Here is a 19,295-nt window from a genome sequence, read left to right on the forward strand (position 1 = left end):
GAGCGGAGAGCTTATCCCCGATCGGGTTGGGGAGCTGGGCATTCAGGGGCCCGCGCGAGCGCCTGCACTCTGGGCAGGGTGGGTAGTTTCCGGCGGCGCGAGGTGAAAGAGGTATCTAATGGCCTGATGCACGAAGCACGCTCGGAGATTCGGCGCATCGCGTTCGTGGGTGACTACCTGCCGCGCATGTGCGGCATCGCTACGTTCACCGCGGATCTGCTGACCGGCATCGCCGCCGAATACCCTCGATGCGAATGCTTCGCGGTGCCGGTCAACGACATCGAGGGAGGCTACGACTATCCCGACGTCGTCCGGTTCGAGATCGAGGAGCAGGATCTGACGTCCTACCAGCGCGCCGCGGATTTCCTCAACATCGGGAACGTGGACATCGTCAGCGTGCAGCACGAATTCGGAATCTACGGCGGCCCTGCCGGGCGCAATCTCCTGGCGCTGCTGCGCGAGCTGAGAATGCCCGTGGTCACCACCCTTCACACCGTGCTTGCGGAGCCCGACCTCGACCAGCGGCGCGTCATGCGCGAGCTCATCGCACGCTCCACCCGACTCGTGGTCATGGCGGAGCGCGGGCAACGGATGTTGCAGGAGGTTTACGACGCGCCGCCGGCCCAGATCGATCTCATCCCGCACGGCATTCACGACATCCCGTACGTCGACCCGAACTACTACAAGGACCAGTTCGGCGTGGAAGGGAGGATGGTGCTGCTGACGTTCGGACTCCTCTCGCCGAACAAAGGCATCGAGCACGTCTTGAACGCCCTTCCCGCCGTTCTCGCGGAGTTTCCCGACGTCGTCTACGTTGTCGTAGGGGCCACTCATCCCCACGAGCTGCGCGGGAACGGTGAATCGTACCGGCTCGGCCTGGAGAGGTTGGCCAAGAAGAACAAGGTTGACGGCAACGTCATCTTCTACAATCGTTTCGTCGCGCTCGAGGAGCTGCAGGAGTTCATCGGCGCGGCGGATCTCTACGTCACGCCGTACCTCAATGAGGGGCAGATCACGTCGGGGACGCTGGCCTACGCTTTCGGCTCGGGCAAGGCCGTCGTCTCGACGCCGTACTGGCATGCCGCCGAGCTCTTGGCGGACGACCGAGGCGTGCTCGTGCCGTTCGGCGACCCTCGGGCCATCTCGGACGCGGTGACGGGACTCTTGCGCGACGACACGCGCCGTCACGCCATGCGCAAGAACGCGTACAAGCTGGGGCGCGAGATGGTTTGGAGCAATACCGCGCGGCGGTACTGGCGCTCGTTCGAGCTGGCGCGTCTCGAGAAGGCCGCGATCACGCGCAAGTCGTTCGCGACGAAGACGCTGGCCGAGCAGCCTCGCGAGCTGCCCGCCATGATTCTCGACCATCTCTCCCGGATGACGGACTCGACCGGGATGTTCCAGCACGCCGTCCTCACGGTGCCGAATTTCTCCGAAGGGTATTGCACGGACGACAACGCCCGCGCATTCATCTTGACGGTGCTCCTCGACGAGCTGAAGGAGGAGCCGGCCCGCGTCCAGACGCTCGGCACCACGTATGCCGCCTTTCTCAACCACGCGTTCGATGCCACGACGACGCGCTTCCACAATCACTTGAGCTTCGACCGCCGCTGGCTCGATCCGCAGGGCTCGGAGGATTGCCACGGCCGGGCCCTCTGGGCCCTCGGCGTCGCCGCGGGACGCTCACCTCACCGGAGCTTCCGGGTGCTGGCCGGCCAGCTGTTCACGCAAGGGCTGGTGATGGTGACGGAGTTCACGTCCCCGAGGGCGTGGGCGTTCACTCTCCTCGGCATTCACGACTACTTGCGGCGGATGAGCGGCGACCGCCAGGTCCAGCAGAGTCGCGATGCGCTGACCTCCCGGCTCTCGGAGCTTCTCGATCGGACCGCGCGGAAGGAGTGGCCATGGTTCGAGGACTCGCTGAGCTACGACAACGCCAAGCTCGCCCACGCGCTCATCCTGACCGGCCACGCGATGGGACAGGATGCGTTGGTTACGCGAGGCCTAGACGCGCTGCGCTGGCTGGGAGAGGTGCAGACCTCAGAGAACGGTCACTTCCGGCCCATCGGAAGCAACGGCTTCTACCGGCGTGGGGGTGCCCGCGCCCTGTTCGATCAACAGCCCATCGAGGCTCACGCCATGGTCTCGGCGTGTCTCGAAGCCTACCGCGTGACGTCTGATCCCTTCTGGTATGGTCAGGCGCATCGCGCCTTCGACTGGTTTCTCGGTTGGAACGACCTCGGTCTGGAGCTGTACTCCCCCAGCACCGGCGGGTGTCGTGACGCGTTGCACGTCGACCGGGTGAACGGCAACGAGGGCGCGGAATCGACTCTGGCCTTCTTGCTCGCTTTGGCGGAGATGCGAATGATGGAAAACGCCGTGACCGTGTTCAACGAGCCGGCGCCGCAATCTTGACCGCCCACGTGAAGTCCGTCCGGGTCACGCGGAGTGATCTCGTCCTACATCCGGATCGCACGAGGGTCCTGGTCAGGCCGTTCCAACCGTCGAATCGGCTGCGCGCCGCCAACATCTGCGGCCTCGTCATGGCCCTTCCCGAGAGCGAGGTCGCGAGGCTCGTTGCGGAAATCGAAGCCGACTTCGGTGAGCGGCACGTGAGGGTCCGGGACTTCCTGAGACGGCGCTTCGAGGACGTGCGGCCGCTGCTGCGCTCCGTCAACCAGTTGTCCCACGAGCGGCAGCTGCTCGTGGGTGCCTACTTCACGCACGAATACTCTCTCGAGGCGGCGGCGTTGTTCAACCCGTCGATCGTGCGCCATCCGGATCAATCGGATGCCCCGCCGGGCACCCTGCGCTTCATCTTGAGCCTGAGGGCCACCGGCGAGGGCCACATCTCGTCGATCACGTTCCGGACGGGATTCCTGGACGACCAGGGCGCCATCACGATTCAAGCGCCCACGCGCTACAGCCTCGAGCCCGCGCAAGTCCCCAACGCGTCCTACGACAACGCACTGTTCGCGCGGACGCTCCAGGAGCTCGGTCTCGACGGGGAATTCGCTCGTGGCGTACTCGGTGGGCTGGATGACACGTTCACGCTCGAGCAGCTCCGCGACAGGCTTCGTCCCTCGAGCGAGCATGCCGCGTTGGCCAGGAAGATCCTGACCTTGGCCGTGTCGAACTACGAGGTTCAATTCGACCCCGGCACGCGTCTGTCGGAGCGCGTCTTGTTTCCGGTGACGCCCTCGCAGCGCAACGGCATCGAAGACGCCCGCTTTGTGCGTTTCGTGCACGAGGACGGCACGCCGACGTACTACGCCACGTACACCGCGTACGACGGCAAGCTGATCCTGCCCCAATTCATCGAGACGCACGACTTCCTCCACTTCAAGTTCATCACCTTGAACGGACCGGCGGCGCGGAACAAGGGCATGGCCCTCTTCCCGCGAAAGATCGACGGCGCGTACACGATGCTGAGCCGGCAGGACTACGAGAGCATCTATGTGATGTTCTCGGATCATCTGCATTTCTGGAACACCGCGAAGCTCGTCTTGAAGCCGAAGTTTCCCTGGGAGTTCATCCAGATCGGCAACTGCGGCTCACCGATCGAAACCGATGCCGGGTGGCTCGTGCTCAGCCACGGCGTCGGGCCGATGCGGAAATACTGCATCGGGGCGTTTCTGCTCGATCGCGACGACCCGACCCGCGTCCTCGGCCGCCTGAGCGAACCTCTGATCGCGCCGACCGAGAACGAGCGAGAGGGCTACGTTCCCAACGTCGTCTATTCCTGTGGCAGCCTCCTCCATGGGAAGCTGCTCGTCATTCCGTTCGCGATGTCCGACTACGCCACGACGTTCGCGACGGTGCCGGTGGACGACGTCCTCGCGGCGATGTGCTAGCTCGTTCTCGGCGCGATGATGACGCCGTCGAATACACTTGGCGGACAACGGTGGAAGACGGAGGGCGTGCGATGGCGACGGTCGACGAGCTGCAAAAGAAGCATGAAGCAAGACTGGACGAGCTACTGCGAGCAATTGGCGGCCAAAGCCGGGACAGCGACTGGGCCTTGGTCCGTGCCCTCATCCACAAGGCCGTGCATTTCAACGCAGACCGAAAGGCTGGCGAGTTCTGCGCCATGGCGACCTTCCTCGCCGACCAGACAGGGCATGCCCACAACCTCCTCCATGGCGGAGACAAGCCGACGGCGTCGCACGGCGACTTCAAGCACTGAACCAGGTCGCGGCGTCTGCTGATAACCGTGGCCGCGACTCCTCGCCCACCGTACTTCCGGTACGTCGGCCGAGGCCGAAGTGGGGGATACCATGCGCGCGCACCCGAAACGAGACGGGATGGGGAGTCGTAGTCTCAAGTGGACCGGCATCGCGCTCGGCGTATGGCTGGTCGCGCGCCCCGAGGCACACGCGCTCTCGCCGGTCAGGCGGCCCGAATCGCCCGACTCGACTCAGTTCGTCGGTAACGGGGTCTACCCCGCGACGACGAGCAACTGCTACTCCGCGCCGGTATTATGGCCAGACATTCGGATGCAGTCCAATTCGGGCACCGTCATGACCGCCCCCACCGTGGTGGGCGTCTACTGGCCGGCCCCATCAGGGGGGCCTGGAACGGATCCGCAGGTGCGCGCGCTTTTCGGAGATTTCGTCACGGACCTGTTCAACGGCCCCTACTGGAACGCGACGATGCCGCAGTACGTCGGGACCGCTCACGGGAATTACCAATCGAGCGTTGACATCACGACGCTGCTGACCCTCACGCCGAGCGCCACGGTTGACCGCAACACGATAGCCCCGGAGCTCGTCGCGCAGGTGCAGGCTGGAGTGCTGCCCGCATACGCCGCCGGTGGGAACACCATCTACGTGGTCCATTTCCCGCCGGGCGTCACCATCATCGACCCGGGCGGAATAGGGGAGTCGTGCGTGCAATTCTGTGCGTACCACGACTTCTATGTGGTGAACTTCCAACTAGCGTTCACCTTCAGCGTGCACCCTGATTTCACGCAAAACGCCACCTGCGCTTCGGGCTGTGGTCTCGGGACTGTGTTCGATCGCTACATGCAAACGCTGTCCCACGAGCTGTTCGAGACCGTGACCGATCCGTGGCTCCCGAACGGCTGGGAGAATGATTGCACTGGCGGGCAGGAGGAAGTCGCCGACGTGTGCGACGAGAGCAAGTTCTTCGTGCCGCGTCGCACGTCCAGTTCCGGCTCGCCGCAGTGCCCCAATCGATGGCCGATGTCATCCATCTTCTCCAACGCCGCGTACGTGTCGCCGCCGAACGGATGCGTGGTCAGCGATTCCACGGCCGTTCCGGACCTCACGATCTCCCTCAGCCACACAGGCAACTTCGCGCAAGGGCAGATCGGCGACCACTACAAGATCACCGTCGGCAACGCCACCGCCGGGACGACCTGCGGCCCGGTCACGGTGACCGAGTCGGTCCCCGCCGGCCTGACGTTGACCGGCCTCAGCGGCAGCGGCTGGACCTGCGGGGGAACCACCTGCACCCGGTCCGACACGCTCCTTGCGAACGCGAGCTACCCGGACATCACGGCGACGGTCACGGTCGCTCCGAACGCCCCCGCGTCCGTCACGAACTCGGCGAGCGTTTCGGGTGGCGATGAGCTCAACGCGGCGAACGACTCCGCCAGCGACCCGACGACGGTCGCCCCTGGTTCGGCGGCCGGCTGCAACGACAGCAACGTGTGCACCGCCGACGCGTTCAATCCGGCAACAGGCTGCGTCTACACCAACGCCCCGGGCCCGTGCGACGACGCGAACGCTTGCACGACCGGCGACAGTTGTGCCGCCGGCATCTGCACCGGAACGCCGGTCGCCGCTCCTCCCGAGGTCCAGAGCGTGACGGTGGCCGCCGACAAGGCGACGTACAACTGGTCCGCGGCGGCGTCCGCCACGCGCTACGACGTCGTGCGCGGCAGCACGGGAGCGTTCCCAGTCGGTCCGGGCGGTGGCGACGAAGTGTGCTTCGACAACCTGCCCGGCACGACGCTCAACGACCCAGCAGTTCCAGCTGTCGGCACCGGGTTCTGGTATCTCTCGCGGGGAGAGAGCGCTTGCGGCAACGGGACGTGGGGGAACGCGACGAGCGGGCCGCGCGTCACGACGACCTGTCCGTAAGCGACTCGTCGGGGCCGCCGCCTGACATCGCCGACCGACCGAGAGTACTTGTTACGTTCTGGCGCCGACCATGGGCCGCGGTCCGACCAAGATCGCTTGTGCCTCGGGAGATCGATCATGAAGGGGTTGGTCTGCTGCGTCCTGCTCGCGTTGCCATCGCCGTTCGTGCGCGCCCAGAGCCCTTTTGACGGTACCTGGAAGATCGATCTCGCCGAGTCTCCCGCTCCGACGACGCCCTACGCCTACTCGTTGCAGGGTGGCGTGTACCGTTGCATGACGTGCGATCCCACCCTCGTGCTTCCGGCAGATGGACGGGACCATGCGGTCGCCGGGAACCCGTGCAGCGACACCGCCCGCATCGATGTGGTGAACGATCGGACGATCCTCGAAACGGACAAGAAGGGTGGTCGAACTGTCGGGACTTCCGAGATGACGGTGACAGCCGATGGGAATTCCGCCACGGTCGATTGGATGGAAAGCTGCAACGCCAATCGTGAGGCGATCTCGGGGAAGGATGTCCTGAGCCGCGTGTCTGAGGGTCCGCCCGGCTCGCACGCGATATCGGGGGCTTGGCGCATCCTGAAGCGCGAGAATCGATCCGAGAGCGCGCTCGTCGTGACGCTCAAGCTCGAGGGCAATACGTTCAGCTTCAGCGACCCATCCGGGCAAAGCTACGCGGCGAAGCTGGACGGAACGGAGACACCCTTCAGGGGGGATCTCAACAAGACCAATGTCTCCGTGAAACGCTTGAAGGACGGGTCGATCGAGGAAACCGACAAACGAGACGGAAGGGTGGTCGAGGTCACGCGATTCGCGCCCACAGTCGACCGGAAGACGATGACCGTCGCCATGGAGGACAAGCGGACAGGGACGGTCCGCGAGTTTGTCCTGCGCAGGCAGTGACGGTGCGTACGGAAGGCGATCCCGCGCGTCTTACGGGCACGGGTTCGTGTTCGCCCTCGTCGCCCCTGCGCTGTTCGTGCCCAAGCTCCCTTCGACACCGCTAGTGACGCCCGTCACCAAGCTGAACCGGACCTTGCCGGGATCGGGAATGACGAGATCCTGCGCGAACACGTCGGTCACGCCGCACTGGCGATCGGCCAGCGGGTTCGACCCGGGCGCCTGCGTATAGACGCCGCCGCTTCGAAGTACCGACAAGTCTCCTTCGTACACATTCCAGCTTGTCGGGCCGGATTCCTGCTGCCACTCGATGTAGTTCTTGTCGTCGGTGCCGAAGACGTAGATCAGCCCATCGTCGAGATCGCAGACATCGCCGATGCCGTCGAAGTCAGAGTCGGACTGCGTCGGGTTGTAGTCGAATCCACAGTTGTCGCAGGCATCTCCAACGCGGTCGCCGTCGATGTCGGACTGAGTCGGATTCGAGTTGAGCGGGCAGTTATCGCACGCGTCGCCGAATCCGTCATGGTCGGTGTCGGCCTGGCTCGGGTTCGAGACGAACGGGCAGTTGTCGCAGGCGTTCCCGGCGTGGTCTCCGTCGGTGTCGAGCTGTGTGGGATTCGGGGACAACGGGCAGTTGTCGCACGCGTTGTGGATTCCGTCACCGTCGGAGTCCACCCCCGAGGCGTCTTCGTCCACCTGGCCATTGCAGTTGTCGTCGATTCCGTTGCAGATCTCGGGGGCGCCGGGGTGCACGGCAGCATTGGTGTCGTTGCAATCGCCCTGGCAAATCCGGTATCCGTCGCCGTCCGCATCGGCCTCGTTCGAAGGAATCGTGGGCCACGAGGGATCGCTGCAGTTGTTGTTGATCCCGTCGCAGAGCTGCGAAGCGCCCGGGTAAACCGTTGCGCGGGTGTCGTCGCAGTCGCCCTGACAGATCCTGTAGCCGTCATGGTCGCCATCCGCCTCGTTGGCGGGAACGGTCGGCCACGAGGGATCGCTGCAATTGTCGTTGATGCCGTCGCACAGTTGCGGGGCGCCAGGGTAAACGACAGCGCGCGTGTCGTCGCAGTCTGCCGAGTTCGCCACGTATCCGGCCGGCATCTGGCAGAACGACGACGTCACCGCCGCATTGCCGAAGCCGTCACCGTCCGCATCGCGGTACCAGATCGCCGAGCCGCAGCCGTACTGCCAGGTGTCCGCGAACCCCGTAGTCGATGCGCCGTTGAAGTGCGAGCCTCCGAAGAGAACGACTCCCGCACGAGCCGAATCGTAGACCATTCCATGACCCGACCTCGCTGCAGGACCGGAGGACGCGCGCTGGGTCCACGTCGTGCCGTCCCACTCCCAGGTATCATTGGCGAAAGCCGTCGAGCTTCCATTGAGAGAGCCGCCGAAGAGCACGGTGCGGCCGCGTGCGGAATCGTAGGCCATTGCAGGCGCGGACCTCGCAGCGGGCCCGGTCGAAGCCCGTTGAGACCAGCTTGTGCCGTCCCATTCCCACGTGTCCGCAAGTCGGCCCGCGCTGCCGTTACCCCCGAACAGCACGACACGGCCCCGTCCCGAGTCGTACGCCATCGCGTGAACCGACCTCGCGGGCGGGCCCGTGGTCGATCGCTGTGTCCACGTCGTGCCATCCCACTCCCAAGTGTCGCCCAAGTTCCCGGAAGCGTCGTTGCCGCCGAACAGAACCAACCGACCACGTCCCGAGTCGTACGCCATCGCCGTCGCTCTCGCAGACGGGCCGGTGGACGCCCGCTGTGTCCACGTCGTGCCGTCCCATTCCCACGTGTCCTGGAGGTATCCGGGGGAAACGGATCCACCGAAGAGCACGACGCGCCCGCGCGCGGAGTCGTACGCCATTCCGCATCCGGACCTCGCCGAAGGACCGGTGGTGGCCCGTAACGTCCATTTCATGCCGCTGAGCTCCCACGTGTCCCCGATGGATGGACTGACGGAAAACGCCCCGCCGAAGAGCACGGTGCGATTGCGCGCGGAGTCGTAGGCCATCCCGAAAGCGTTTCTTTGGCCCGGATAATCGGTCCGCTGCGTCCAGCTCGTACCGTCCCACTCCCAGGTGTCGCCAAAGGACGCGCCGGGGACAGGAACACCGAACCCGCCGAACAGCACGGTGCGGTTTCGCGTGGAGTCGTAGGCCATCGCGTGCGCGTACCGCCCCGGAGCGCCGGTCGTCGCTCGCTGCGTCCAGGTCGTGCCGTCCCATTCCCACGTGTCGCCGAGAAAGCCTCCGCCGTCCCCGCCGAACAACAGGACGCGACTGCGCGCCGAGTCGTAGGTCATCGCGTGACCGTAGCGCGCCGAGGGGCCCGTGGAAGCCACCTGCGTCCATGTCGTCCCGTCCCAGGCCCATGTATCGCCGAGATTCGAGCCATTGTGGCCGCCGAAGAGCACGACGCGTCCGTGTGCCGCGTCGTACGCCATGGCATGATCTTGTCTCCAGGAAGGACCGGTCGTCGCGCGCTGGGTCCACGTCGTGCCGTCCCACTCCCACGTATCCGTCAGGCCTTGGCCGCCGAAGAGCACCGTGCGACCGCGCACGGAGTCGTAGGCCATCGCGTGACCGTCTCGTACGGACGGGCCAGTGGACGATCGTTGCGTCCAGGAGGTGCCGTCCCATTCCCACGTGTCTCCGAGGCCCGCACCGTTCAAGCCGCCGAACATCACGACACGTCCTCGTGCGGAATCGTAGGCCATCGCGTGGCGATACCTGGCCGACGGCCCCGAAGAGGATCTCAGAGTCCAAGACGTGCCGTCCCATTCCCAGGTGTCACCCAGGTACTGGTCGCCGAAGCCTCCGAAAAGCACAACGCGTCCGCGCACGGAGTCGAACGCCATCGCATGGTTGGTCCGCGGCTCCATGGCCGCGATGCTCCAGCCGTCAGCCACGACGTCCGGTTGCGCAGGTACGAGATGTTCAGGGGTGAGTGCCTCCGCGCGAGCAACCGGAACCAACGCTGGCACCACGACGAGCAGTGCTATGGGGAAAAGCAGCGCGAGCATGCTCCACCGCTCTCGCCGCCCAGGAGAGGGCGAGGTTTTCAGTGGTAGTTTCAAGAATGCCCCCAGCCTGAGCGCGTAGCGCGCTCGCCCTCCGGACTTGGTACCAACCTTCGTACGCTCGTCGGAAGGCGGGGTCAACCCTAAAACGACTACGGGCAGGCGCTCCCCGACGCCGAGATTCCTGCATCGCGGCTCGCCGCCTGCGACGGCGATGTGTCGTCGTACGTGCCGTGGGCGACGCATGTCATGGTCACGGGGCGCAAGAGCGCGAAAGTGCCCGCGCCGGCCGGGGGCGCGCCGTACGGATCGGTGAAAGCAAGCGCCGCGGTGTCGTTCGCGAGGCACGCGTTCTCGCCAGGGGGGAGCGCGTTCAACGCGGCGGTGAAGTCGCCTCCCGACGACCGCAACGTTCCGAGGTCCCCGCGGACCAGATCGAACGCCGCCGCCCCTCCCGAGGTCCACGACCAGACGGTGTCGCCCGTAACGGACTTCGACGCTTCGAGCGAGCCAGCGTACGCCGCGACGGCGGGGCAGGGCGGCGTCGCCGAGACCTCCGCGGTGTTCGCGCTCGCACCGCCCGCGTCCGGACCTCCGGTGTAGACCGCGGCCACCGCGTAGTAGTACGTGGTGCCGGAGGTCAAGCCGGTGTCGAAGTAGGAGGTGCCCGATGGGCAGGCGATCGCGTCGTACGGACCTCCGGCGACGAGGGACCGCCCGACGCGGTAGCTCGAGGCGACGGTCGAGGCCGGCCAGGACAGCGTCACCTGGCCGTCCGACGGAACGGCCGAGACGGGATCGGGCGGGGCGAGATTCACAAGGAGTGTCGTCGAGGCCGTGTGGGAGAGCGTGCCGGAGGTCCCGCTGATCGTGAGCGACGTCGCGTACGGGACCGCCGCGGTGGTGGTGCTCATCGTGAGAACGGAGGTCCCCGATGCGGCGATCGTCAGCGGACTGAACCCGCCGCTCGACACTCCGGCGGGAAGGCCCGTCTCGGTGCCGACCGCAAGCGAAACGGTCCCCGCGAACCCCGAGAGCGGCGTCACCGTCACTGTGAACGACGCGGATTGTCCGGGGACGACCGTCTGCGACGCCGGGGACACGGCGATGTCGAAATCGGCGGACGCGGGGAGGACCTTGATCATCCGCGTCGGCGGGCTGGGATCGGAGTTGTTGGAGGCATCCAGCACCGTCATCGAGACTTCGTACTCTCCCGCGTTGCTGAACGTCACGTTGCCGGGGGTCTTCGCCGTCGAGGTCGCGGGCGTTCCTCCCGGGAAGATCCAGGAGTACTTCGAGGCCGTGGTCGTCGTGCCGAACGCCACCGACTGCCCGGCATTGATCGTGGTGTCCGACGCCGGAGAGCTGATGATGCCGGACGGAGAGGGGGTGGCGTAGCGTGTCAATTCCACCCAGCGCGCCACCGACGGAACCCCCGCTCCGTCCAGCAGGAAGAGCATGTAGTAGCCGGGAGGGGCCACGTTCGAGCTCGACGGGGTCGTCAGGCTGAGCGTTCCAGAGCCGGAGCACGCCGGCTGCGGCGACGGGCCGCACAGGCCGACGACGCGCTGGTCCATGTCGAAGGCGTGGGTGGTGGAGCCGGGGCGGACGAGGACTGCCGAGGAGATCGGGGACGCCGCCGTGTAGTCGACGGTGAACGAAGCGCCGTAGCCAAGGACGGAGGGCGAAACGCCCGTGATCTGCGGGCGGCCCGAGGTGATCAGGTGGTCGTTCGCGTCGTAGAGGTACGGCGGCGTGTAGATCTCCACCGTCGCCAAGTATTTTCCGCGGTCGCCGGGATTGCTCCCGAGGCTGGCCACCGTGGCGTCGGGCAGGAGCACGGCTGTGGAGTGATACAGGCGGGAATACGACGCGGTCCCTCCGGAGGTCATCGCGCCCGAGACCGAGTTGTACAGATCGGCGGTCTTCCCCGGTGTGTCCGGCGCCTCGTTGTTCACGGAGCCGCCCGACGCGAGAACCTGGCCGTTCGGGAGGAGGATCGCGTTCATCTCGATCCGCCCCGTGGACATGTTGGGTCCGGCGGTCCACGACGGCGATGCGGCGGAGAGATCGATGATCTCGGTGGACCTCGACGCGGGATTGCCGCCGCCGAAATTCATGACCTTCGGGGTGTAGCTCGGGGGCCAAAGCGGGAGCAGAACCGCGGAGCCGTACTGCCGGTCCCGTGTCGTCGCCACGGAGATCGTCCACGTCCGCGCCGATGGGTCGAAGAACCAACCGTTCGAAATCGAGCCGCCGGACCCGTGCCCCGTGAAGAAGGTCTTGCCGCTGGGCAGGAGGAAGTTGCGGGGAAACAGCGGAGGCGTGAACGGGTCGGTGACCGTCGAGCCCCAGCCCGCCCCCGCGTTGGTCAGGTCGTAGATCTGGACGGTGGTGTTGGTGGACCCGCCCTGGCCCAGGCCCGAGAACGCCATGATCCGGCCGTCGCCCAGCGCCGTCGCGCTCCCGTACCACCGGCCGCCGGCCATGTCCTGCGACTGGTTGAACTCACCGGTCGCGGGATCGAAGAACGATGCGCGTTTGTCCCCCTTGAACGAATAGTCCGAGGTCCCGCCGACGGTGAGGGTTCGTCCGTGGGGAAGCTGCGCGGTGCCGCTGCAGAAGACGTCGTACTCCAGGTTCTGGACGACGATGCCGGTCGCGTCGAGGGCGGTGGGGTCCCACAACAGGGCGCGGTAGCTCTCGGAGCCGGTGGAGTTGTTGCTCGCGTCGTTCTCCGAGCCCGCGATCACCAGGACCTTCCCCGAGCGGAGTAGCGTCGCCGCGATGGGATTGATCGGCATCTGGTAGGGAAGGATCGTCCACGTGCCGGTCACGTGGGGGACGTTGCCTCCGCACTGAGCGCGGGCTCCGGCACCCGCGGCCAGCGCCACGGTCATGGCCGCGCAGATTCCCAGACGCCGCATCGCCGGTCTCCGGGAGCTCACAGCAGCTCCAGAAACGCGAGCAGGTCGTCCCGCTGGGCGGGCGTGATCTGGAACTGGAAGTGGTCGTTGTAGTGGTCGATCACATCGCCGAGCGTCGCGGCGGAGTTGTCGTGGAAGTACGGCGCCGTGTGCTTCAAGCCGCGCAGCGAGGGGATGTCGAAGGCATTGAGATCCTGGAGATCCCCCGTGATCGCCGCGCGCCCGGGATCCGGCGTGTAGGTTTCCACGTACGACCCGTCGGGCTGGCGGAACGCGAGATGCAGCATCGCGAACCGCGGCGCGTTTCGCTCGCTGACGAACACGCTGGCGAAGCGGCGCGTGTCGGGCGCCGCGGGCACCGAGAGCGTCTCGCCGTCGTGGCACGTGCGGCAGTGAAGGTCGAAGACGGCCTGGCCGCGCTGCGCGGCGGGGCTGACGACGGGGATCGAGAACCCCGCCGGCTTCGGCAGGGGATCGGTGTCGTCCTCCACCGCGCGCAGTCGCAACGGGTAGTAGAGCTCCGTTTCGAACGCCGCGAGGGCGTCGAGCTCCTTCGGGGTCGGCGGACGCTTCGGAGCCATGTGCCCGAGGATCGCGCCCCGCGCTTGGCCCTGGAGCGTCGGCGAGCGACCATCCTGGAGGTAGGGGGCGGTCAGCTCCACGTTGGCCACGCCCGGGACCCCGCGCCACACGGTGATCGTGCGCTGTGACGGGTTCTCGGGGAGGATCACGTTCGGGTGCAGGGGAATGGTCACGCGGAACACGGCGAGCGTCCGGAGGGTGGTGTAGTCGCGACCGGCCCCGTCGTCGCTGTCCTGGGGACGGAAGAGGGGATGGGCGGGATCGGATTGGAAGCGCTGCTCGACCAGCTCGGGCGAGACCGTGAACTCGTTGCGCGGGTCGTGGCACGTCGCGCAGGTGCGCCCGTTCCCGTCGAAGGTCTCGTGAAAGAAGAGGTCGCGGCCGTATTCGTAGGACGCGCGATGCGGCGTCTCGCCGCCGGCCGCGTACGCCGCGATGCCGATCCCGGTGAAGGCGGCGAGGGCGGCCGCCAGGCCTCGACGTTCGAGGAGAGCGCGCACGGTGGACTCCTTCATTCGGGAAATACGACGGGCCGTTCGTGGGCGCTACCACCAACCGGAGCCGAGTGTCGCCACGTTTCCGGCTCTGTTCGCGTTGTCGGCGCGATCGTCCCACCGAGCCGAGCCGCTTCCATACCCGTAATGGTCGGCGAGCGCGCGCTCGTGAGACGCGCTGAGGCCTTTTGCGCGTGCGTAGCTCTGCGGGTAGGCTTCTGTTCTCGGCTCGCCGAGCCTGAGAGCCCTGGTGCAGGCCCACCATGCAGACCGGCGCGGATCTGGCGACTTGTCTGATGGACGGTTCAGGCGCGGTGCAGACCGAGGGGTCGCACACGGGGCGAGAACGATTCTCGCAGCTCGAAGGAGATGCAAATGAACCTCACCATGACGGGCGTGGGACGGCGATGGGCTGCCATCGGATTCGCGGCGATGATCCTGAGCACCGGGACATTCGCGGCAGGCGCGGGCAGGGGTCCGGAGAGCGAGGGTTCCGAGCTTGCTCACGGCACCGCGTCCCGCTCCCACTTCAATCGAGCGGGCAACATCCTCATTTCAGACCAGTACAACAACCGTGTCATCGAGATCGATGCGTCGGGCAAGATCGTCTGGTCGTTCGGCAAGGGTCCTGCGGACTTGACGTCCGGGAAGTCTCCGGTCGGTGTGAATGACGCGCAGCGCGTCGGCGACCTCACGCTCGTCGCGGGAACGGGAAATCCGGGCGGCTTCGGCGACTGCAACCCCGGACCGTGTCCCGACAATCGTGTGATGCTCGTCGATCCCGTGGGAAAGGTCGTCTGGCAGTACGGTCAATTCGGTGTCAGTGGCGCTGACCGGAATCAGCTCAATACCCCCGTTCAAGCGACCTATCTGCCGAACGGCGACGTCCTCATCACGGACCAAGCCAACGAGCGCGTCATCGAGGTCAGGCGGAACGGGAGTATCGCTTGGCAGTACGGAGAGACCGGCGTCACCGGATCCGACGACAATCTCCTCAACAACCCGAACAGCGCCGAGCTGCTCGCCAACGGCGACATCCTCATCGCGGACGAAAACAACAACCGAGCGATCGAGGTGAATCGAGACCACCACATCGTGGCGACCTTCAGCGCGACCGGCACCGTGGGCGCGATCGCCTTCGCCAGTCGTCTCGATGACGGCGACACTCTTCTGACCGACGCGGGGAATGCGCGCGCCGTCGAGGTCGACACAGGAGACAATGTCGTGTGGCAGTGCGTCACGAACGCCGATCCGAACAGCAATCCGGATCCACAACCGTCACGTGCGATTCGGCTTGAAGATGGGAACACAATCATCAGCGACCAGTACAACAATCGCGTCCTGATCGTCGATCATGCGGCCTCCTGCAACACCGTGGCGGTCTACGGGCTGCCGCTCAACGATGGACTCAACACCGGCGTCGGCAATCAGAATGCGAATCAAGGGATGAACGGGCCCTACGACGCCAAAGTGATCGGCGACTTCACCGGGCTGACCCCTCCGCACGGTTTTGACCCGTCGCTCGACGAGGCCTCGCACCGGTAACGCGGTCCACCGCTACACGAGATCAACGACGGCGCCGAGTATCTCGGCGCCGTTTTCATTTCCGGTCCGACGGGTTCCAGAAGATAAGCTTGCCGGCATGGAACACAGCTTCGACTGGCGCGAACGGCTCCGTGGCGGCGCAGCCTCCATTTTCAAGTGGAACCTGGTGTTCTTCGTCGCGGGGTTCGCATTCGACGTCGTGGCCACGCGTGCAGGCGTGGACCACACCCTGCTGATCGTTCAGCAAATCGCCTATCTCGCGATCATCGGCGGCATCCTGTACGTTGATTTCGTCCGGGAAGAGCGGCCCGATGCGCTGCCGATGCCGCGGTGGATCGAACGGCCGTGGGCGTACCGCAGCTTCGTCTTCCATTTCTGCCTCGGCACGCTCATGAACCTCTACTCGATCTTCTTCCTGATGAGCGCGTCGCTCTTCTCGTCGAGCGCGTTCGTCGCGATTCTTTTCGGCGCGATCTGGCTCAACGAGCTGCACACCGTCCGGCGTGGGCTGGACGTCAAGGTCGCGCTCTACGTCCTGTGTGTGTTCTGCTTCTGGTCGCTCCTGATTCCCATCCTGTTGCACTCGATCAGCCGGCTGACGTTCTTGCTGTCGTTCGCCGCGACGCTCGCGGTCTTGGCGGGCTTCGTGACCGCGCTGAGGCCGCGGATCGGCCGGGCGCGTCTCGTGGGGCGCCTGGTCAACCCGGGCGTCGCGGTGAGCGTTCTTTTCCTCCTGATGTACTGGGTCGGGCTGATCCCGCCGGTGCCGATCGCCGCACGGACGATGGGCGTTTACCACCGCGTCGAGCGCGTGGGCGATCAGTTCCGGCTGTCCTACGAATCGTCGTGGACGAGGCCGTGGCGGTACGACGATCGGCGTTTCGTTGCCGAGCCCGGAGATGTGGTGAGCGTGTTCTTCGCGATCTTCGCACCGACACGTTTCGATGACACCGTGTTCGTGCGTTGGTCGTTCCTCGATCGCACGTCGAGCTGGAAGGACTCCGACCGCATTCCGATTCGCATCACAGGCGGCCGCGACGAGGGCTTCCGCGGCGTGGCAACGAAGGAGAACTACACGCCAGGTGCCTGGCGCGCCATCGTGGAGACCCGGGACGGACGCGAGATCGCGCGGCTGCGGTTCACGATCACGGAAGGCGAGTTGAACCCGGCGCGGGTGTTCAAGACCGAAACCTATTAGGCGTGCGGTCTATTCCCGGTCGAACACGAGAACACTCTTGGGCGCGCTTTGATTCACCAGGCGCTCTGTGATCGTCAAGGTCTTGAGATCAGTGGAAAGCTCGATCTGCTGGGTGCTCGTTGTTTCGCCTTTGGACTTGTGTGTGATCTCCAGGCCGCGCTCGTTCAAGCGGCGGCCCGAACGTGCAGTGCCTTGGTCTTTCCCGTTCGTATCGAGGTCTGGATAATCCTTACCATCTAACTTGATAGTCTTGGCCGTGTCTTCATCGGAACGCTTGAATGACAGGCCGTCACCCTCGTAGACCGCGGTCTTGAGCTCGATGCCCGTCCTCACCTTTGCGCTCTCGCTGTCCCACGTGCCAGGAAAACCTGACTGTCCCGCCGTCCGCTCGTACTCGTAGGGCAGGAACAAGGTCGAGCCATTGGGCAGAGGTTGCGAGAACAACGTCATCCCGTCGGGAAGGTACTGGGTGAAGGCGTCGTTCAGAGTTCTGCCGTCTTCGGAAAGTGTCCATTCCGCCTTGAGCAGCGTGCGGCCCTTCATCTTCCGGACGACCTCCCAACTCTTGGGTCCTTTCACCGTGATGGAGAGCGTGGTGCCGCTCAGAGCCGGCTGGTCGGTTCCGTCGGCCACGATCGTGTCGACTGCGTCGGGCGCAAGGGTGAGCTTGTATCTGTTGGTGCCCGCAGTCTCGACCTTCATTTCGTCGACGAGTTTGCTCTTGGACGAATTCACCCTCCATTGGCCCACGAAGGGATTGTCCGCTGCCCATAGCGTACCGGTCATTAGACAAGCGATCGACAGCAGCGGAAGAACGCGACGGTGCATGTGTGTCCTCGCAGAAAAGTGATGAGCGCACGCAGGCGGACTGAACAGTTCAGGCAGTCCGACTGGTTAGTACGGAAGCTCGAACGAAGAGTTTTGTCGGTGGGTCGGGGTCTTCAACGCCGCAGACCGATTCGGGACCGGCGCGAGATCTCCCCCAGGCGTAGCTCCTGATCGTCGCCACGTCCTGACGATTACCGACCCCTGGGGCTTTGGCTACAGGAGAACGGGTCCCGGTCCGACGGGAACGCAGCCGGTGGCATGCGCGCAGCTCGCGAAGCACCCGTTCGTGTACGTCACCCCGTTACTGCACTTCACAGGGGCGTAGACATAAGGGCAAATGCAACCCTGTACCGCAGCGCGCGCATCGCTGAACAACGAAGCGGAGCCGGCCGTCAGGGCAGCGAACACCGTCACGGCGAGGAAGATCCTTCCTGGGACTTTGATGGTCTTCATCGTGACTTCTCCCTAATGTGAAGAATGACTGACCCCGATCATAAGCGAAGTCGCTCGGTCTCGACCTGTTCGTCTCCGGAAAGAGGGAGTCGCCTACGACGTGGCGGCAGGCGTTCGCGGTTCGGATCCGGCGGGAGCTCGCTGGCGCGACGTCGATCGCCATCCGGCTACGATGTAGGCGCCTAGAACGAGGAGCACGGCCAACCCTTGGGCCGCCAGGGTCTCCATGGTCGGAAAGATCGAGAACCACAGTCCAGCCCAGGACGGCAGGACGGCGCCCAGCCATTCGATGCGCGTCGTCGATAGCCAGCCGGCGAGCTGCATTTCCTGCGCTTGCTCGCCCACCATGACGACGAGGACGGCGCCGAGCATGACTCCCGTGACCACGAGCATGCGCTTGTAGGGAAGCCGTCGGTGGCCGGCGAACGCCAGGACTCCGGTGATCGTGGTCAGGGACAGCCCGATCAGCACTCCCAGCCCAACGGCTCCGCTTCCCAGCTTGAGCCGATAGCTCTGGAGAAACAGCACGACCTCGAACCCTTCGCGATAGAGCGAGGTGAATCCGAGGAACGCCAGGCCCCAGAACAATTTCCTCGGGGATGAAGATGCGCCGTCGGCCGGGTCGAGGAGCCGTCGCTTGCGTTCCGTGTGGAGGCTGATCCAGCCGGTCCAATAGACCTTGTGGAAGAACCAATTCATGATGACGATCAGAACGACGACCGCGAGCAATCCCGTAAAAGCCTGGAGCTGCAGCGCCGAAATGCTCTGCCCGATGTCGGTCACGATGGCGACCGCGATCCGCCAGGTCAGGAGCGTGGCCAGAAACGCGAGCGCGGCTCCAAGGGCGACCGGTCGCCGGTACGAGCGGGCCTCGCCGGTCATACTGACCGTGATGGCGGTCAGCACGAGGATGCATTCGAGCCCCTCGCGAAAGACGAGGATGCCGACATCGACGGCCGCCGCGATCGTGCTCGAGCGAACGACGGGATCGGGAAGCGACATGACGCGCTGCCACGCGATGACGCCGACAGCCAAGGCGCAGCATGCGATCAGGGGCCCGTACGGCAACCGCGGTCTTCCCGCTTGCGACGATGGTGGCATGGTCGGCATCGCTTCGTCGCACAGGTTATCGGCGGTGCGCTGACGCGTCAAAGAAACAGGGCGCCTCAACCCGGGTGGCGGCTCCCGTTCGGAATGAGTTAGTGACGCTGAGGCAGAATGGTCATGGCCTCAGGGAGTCCTGGTT

General features: G+C 65.3%; 13 protein-coding genes. 7 read left to right on the plus strand and 6 right to left on the minus strand.

All coding sequences use genetic code 11. The annotated features are described in order from the left end of the window. The first annotated feature begins 126 nt into the window (after positions 1 to 126). The 5 genes from VFV19_13895 to VFV19_13915 all read left to right on the plus strand — a co-directional run bounded on the left by VFV19_13895 (position 127) and on the right by VFV19_13915 (position 7,010). Complete coding sequence (locus VFV19_13895) at positions 127 to 2,415, plus strand: glycosyltransferase family 4 protein (GenBank protein ID HEX4825391.1); 2,289 nt, start codon at positions 127 to 129, stop codon at positions 2,413 to 2,415. A gap of 8 nt (positions 2,416 to 2,423) precedes the next feature. After that, complete coding sequence (locus VFV19_13900; GenBank protein ID HEX4825392.1) at positions 2,424 to 3,854, plus strand: glycoside hydrolase family 130 protein; 1,431 nt, start codon at positions 2,424 to 2,426, stop codon at positions 3,852 to 3,854. Positions 3,855 to 3,925: 71 nt separating this feature from the next. Beyond that, a complete protein-coding gene (locus VFV19_13905) occupies positions 3,926 to 4,186 on the plus strand; it encodes a hypothetical protein (GenBank protein HEX4825393.1) in 261 nt (86 codons plus the stop codon). Positions 4,187 to 4,304: 118 nt separating this feature from the next. Next, positions 4,305 to 6,107, plus strand: a complete 1,803-nt coding sequence (locus tag VFV19_13910; GenBank protein ID HEX4825394.1) for a hypothetical protein — start codon at positions 4,305 to 4,307, stop codon at positions 6,105 to 6,107. A 117-nt stretch (positions 6,108 to 6,224) separates the two neighbouring features. Further along, the gene (locus VFV19_13915) at positions 6,225 to 7,010 is read left to right on the plus strand and encodes a hypothetical protein (protein HEX4825395.1); all 786 of its coding nucleotides are present in this window, start codon (positions 6,225 to 6,227) and stop codon (positions 7,008 to 7,010) included. 30 nt (positions 7,011 to 7,040) lie between these two features. Here VFV19_13915 and VFV19_13920 read toward each other — a convergent pair whose 3' ends face one another. From VFV19_13920 to VFV19_13930, 3 genes are all read right to left on the minus strand, one after another. Further along, positions 7,041 to 9,884 (minus strand): kelch repeat-containing protein, encoded by a 2,844-nt coding sequence (locus tag VFV19_13920; GenBank protein ID HEX4825396.1) that lies wholly within the window; start codon positions 9,882 to 9,884, stop codon positions 7,041 to 7,043. 290 nt (positions 9,885 to 10,174) lie between these two features. Continuing rightward, the gene (locus VFV19_13925; GenBank protein HEX4825397.1) at positions 10,175 to 12,949 is read right to left on the minus strand and encodes a galactose oxidase-like domain-containing protein; all 2,775 of its coding nucleotides are present in this window, start codon (positions 12,947 to 12,949) and stop codon (positions 10,175 to 10,177) included. 17 nt (positions 12,950 to 12,966) lie between these two features. Beyond that, positions 12,967 to 14,031, minus strand: a complete 1,065-nt coding sequence (locus VFV19_13930; GenBank protein ID HEX4825398.1) for a cytochrome c peroxidase — start codon at positions 14,029 to 14,031, stop codon at positions 12,967 to 12,969. Positions 14,032 to 14,400: 369 nt separating this feature from the next. Here VFV19_13930 and VFV19_13935 point away from each other — a divergent pair, with 369 nt between their 5' ends. Together VFV19_13935 and VFV19_13940 are read left to right on the plus strand one after the other, a co-directional pair. Continuing rightward, positions 14,401 to 15,570: a hypothetical protein gene (locus VFV19_13935; protein ID HEX4825399.1), complete on the plus strand. Its 1,170-nt coding sequence runs from the start codon at positions 14,401 to 14,403 to the stop codon at positions 15,568 to 15,570. 97 nt (positions 15,571 to 15,667) lie between these two features. Beyond that, entirely contained in the window at positions 15,668 to 16,768 is a 1,101-nt protein-coding gene (locus VFV19_13940; GenBank protein HEX4825400.1) for a DUF2914 domain-containing protein, read from the plus strand. 9 nt (positions 16,769 to 16,777) lie between these two features. Here the strand turns inward: VFV19_13940 and VFV19_13945 are convergent, their stop codons facing one another. The 3 genes from VFV19_13945 to VFV19_13955 form a co-directional block, all read right to left on the minus strand. Continuing rightward, entirely contained in the window at positions 16,778 to 17,596 is an 819-nt protein-coding gene (locus VFV19_13945) for a hypothetical protein (GenBank protein ID HEX4825401.1), read from the minus strand. Positions 17,597 to 17,809: 213 nt separating this feature from the next. Further along, on the minus strand, positions 17,810 to 18,049 hold the full coding sequence (locus tag VFV19_13950; protein ID HEX4825402.1) for a hypothetical protein: 240 nt from the start codon (positions 18,047 to 18,049) through the stop codon (positions 17,810 to 17,812). Positions 18,050 to 18,142: 93 nt separating this feature from the next. Continuing rightward, positions 18,143 to 19,084: an FTR1 family protein gene (locus VFV19_13955; GenBank protein ID HEX4825403.1), complete on the minus strand. Its 942-nt coding sequence runs from the start codon at positions 19,082 to 19,084 to the stop codon at positions 18,143 to 18,145. Positions 19,085 to 19,295 lie beyond the last annotated feature (211 nt).

Source organism: Candidatus Polarisedimenticolaceae bacterium (genome assembly GCA_036275915.1).
GTDB lineage: Bacteria > Acidobacteriota > Polarisedimenticolia > Polarisedimenticolales > DASRJG01 > DASRJG01.